The organism is Mycobacterium montefiorense, assembly GCF_003112775.1.
GTDB lineage: Bacteria > Actinomycetota > Actinomycetes > Mycobacteriales > Mycobacteriaceae > Mycobacterium > Mycobacterium montefiorense.
Genome location: NZ_BFCH01000031.1, coordinates 1 through 2,780, shown reverse-complemented (window position 1 = coordinate 2,780; position 2,780 = coordinate 1). Strand labels below are relative to the sequence as shown.

Sequence of the window (2,780 nt, the reverse complement as noted above, 5' to 3'; positions counted from 1 at the left end):
GATCAAAGCGAACTCGGAAAAGTCGACTTCATCGGTGACATCGACAGGGGTGGCCTCGACTGATCCCGAGTAAACAGCCGCAATATGCCGGACAAAGTTACTGGCGCCGTACCCGTCACACAGCACGTGGTGCGCACGCAGGTAGAAGCACGATAGATTGTCGGTGATCCGCAACAGCGCGAACTCGGTAAGTCGGTCACGGAACAGATCAAGGGGTTGGCGGCAGTCATTGTTCATCCACTGATGAGCAGCAGCTACGGGATCACACTCAGCGCGCAGATCAATGCACCGCACGGTTTCCGGAACTGAACGGTCCACCACAAAGACCGGTTCGCCGTCCCGCAAGGCCAACCGCGCACAAGGCGTGCCGAACCGCGTCGCCGCAGCTCGGTAGGCAACCGAAAGCCTCTCGCTGTCGACAAAGTGATCGATCATCAAAGAACCGGCAAAGTTATAAGGCGCCTCTGGCCTCAGTTGTTGAGCAGCAAACATCGACCACTGCGCAGCAGTCAACGAACCCAGCACATCCGATTGCGCACCGAAATTTAGCATGAGAAAGCAGCCCCTAATCTAACCCGTCACGCTAGAATCTCAACGTCGCCTTCGTTGAGATGGCTTATCGCACAACATCAGACATGCGCTACCAACCTTGGCAAAACCCCCGTCGACCACGCCCTAAAACAAACTGGACTTGTGCCCTCGGTTGCTCGGTTGACCGGCTGTAGCTTCACATTGAGTCAATCTTTTACTGCGCAAGCCCTCCGTCAGGCTGCGCACTTGCCAACCTCTCGCGCAAACTTCTCGGCCGTATGTCAGGCCAGTTCTGTTCGATGTAGTCCAGACACGCGACACGATCCGCCTCGCCGTAGACGACTCGCCAACCCGCTGGTACAGAAGCGAACGCCGGCCACAGGCTGTGTTGCTCTTCATCGTTGACTAAGACGAGAAAGCTGCCCTTCTCGTCATCAAAAGGGTTGAGACTCAACAGTACTCCCTCATTGGTCTGGGCAACCCCTGCGCGTGCTAGAACAAGATCGCATGCGATTGCCTAGTATCTATACACTACTACCGTTTGTAATCTATACACTACTACCGTTTGTAATCTATACACTACTACCGTTTGTATGGGACACAGTATACAGTATTATGTGATGCGATAGATCGTCAATACGCAATTTCCCGCTACCGGGCCTGAGGGTGAATAGTTTGTAAAGAGCTAGTGGCCGAAACCTATTGGCCACCTGGGCTTCTGGGTGATTACTGGTCAAAACTCGGGGCTGGACCCCAGGCTGGATCTCTGGGCGTCATACACCCCTTCGGGGTGAGTGGCCGTGTCCGCAATATGGATAGAGCTGTCCCTGTGTTGTTGGTCCACGGTTGTGAGAGTGGAGGGCAAAGTGATCATCGGGAGTCGCATGGGTCACTGATATTGAGCGCCTCGAGGCGCTGTCTGGCCGAGCAGAGGTAAGAGACCACTACGGTTCCCGCTGTCGTAGCAGCGGGTTGAAGCTGAGGGCAGCCTGCTCCCCGGGACGGGGGTGAGGGTTGGCGGCATCCCTGACACCGATGAGACGCAACAGGACTACCAGATGGTGCGGGCTCGGCTAGCACCACGGAAAGGCATAAGTGAGGCATCAGCCTCTGAACGCCCCTCAAGCGCACCCACCAGTCCGAAACCCGGCGGACATTGGCTGGGTCGCACCGCGTACCCACCTGACTGAAGTCACCGCGTCCCGTGTAGACGGATGTAGTTGTCCAGGTGGGGAACTCACGGATCGGAGAATGTCGTCGGCCTGGGAGGCCATGGTGAAAGCGCGACGCAACCACGGCGATACTGCAGGGGCATAGCTCGACGCCGATCCCGTTGAACGGTCAACAGTGAACGCGGGAACCTACCGTGGGCCCCTCCTAGTCCCGGGCAACCGGCTCGGATCAGGTGGGGAGATCCGTCGCCAACTGAGACCGGCGGCCGAAACGAAGAGTCCGTAGTGATCCGAGGCCGCGAAAGCTGGGCCTGGGGCACGGCGATGAAACTTATTCGCAATGCCGATGACTTCCCCGTCCCCGTCCGCGGACCCGCGCCCAGGTTGAAGCGCTGTTCAGTGAGATGGCCACAGTGCTGCCTCCGACGGGCTTGCGTCTCTCGAAAAACAAGACCCACCTGACCCATATCGATGATGGGTTCAATTTCCTCGGTTGGCGCATCCAGTGCCGGACCTGCCAAGCACGCGGTAGGACGAAAAGAATGGTCTAAAACTATCCGTCGAAGCGATCTCTGGCTTCGATCAAGGTAAAGATCAGACTCTTGACCCATCGGAACGCCCATGTGTCGGTTCCGGTTGGATTCTGAGTAGCCTGCCCCGGTCGAAAAGTAAGCAGGTGTGCTTACGGGGTTGAGTCTCCCTGACGATCCACCTCGACGGAAGGCAGTGTCTCGATCGTGGTGCTTTTCGTGCGGAAGCTGCCATTGAGAGCGATGACGTCGGCGTGGTGCACTAAATGGTCGATCATCGCCGAGGCGACGGTGGCTTCGCCAAACACTTAGCCCCAGCGAGAGAACGGCAGATTGGAGGTCAAGATGATCGAGGATTTCTCATACCGGATTGAGACCAGCTGGAAGAACAGGTCACCCGCACCATGTGCGGTGCGATCTGCTGGGTGGTTACGACTTCGAAACGTTGAAGTGGTCGACCTGCCACATGTCCTCCTGTCCAGACCCGGCCTCAGCCGACTATACGAGTCGAGCCGTCGCCGCAGGTCGGCCGCCACCGCAGTGCGCA

General features: G+C 57.6%; 2 protein-coding genes and 1 pseudogene. All 3 read right to left on the bottom strand.

The features are described 5' to 3' along the window. Positions 1–513 (bottom strand): condensation domain-containing protein (locus DB708_RS23435; protein ID WP_165839903.1); only part of this gene is annotated, 513 nt, incomplete at its 3' end. 232 nt (positions 514–745) lie between these two features. Continuing rightward, positions 746–985 carry an MbtH family protein gene (locus tag DB708_RS23430; RefSeq protein ID WP_108925878.1) on the bottom strand — a complete coding sequence of 80 codons (240 nt, stop codon included), beginning with the start codon at positions 983–985 and terminating at the stop codon, positions 746–748. 1,400 nt (positions 986–2,385) lie between these two features. After that, positions 2,386–2,634: pseudogene (locus DB708_RS23420) on the bottom strand (ATP-binding protein); the annotation flags it as partial. Between the last annotated feature and the right edge of the window lie 146 nt (positions 2,635–2,780).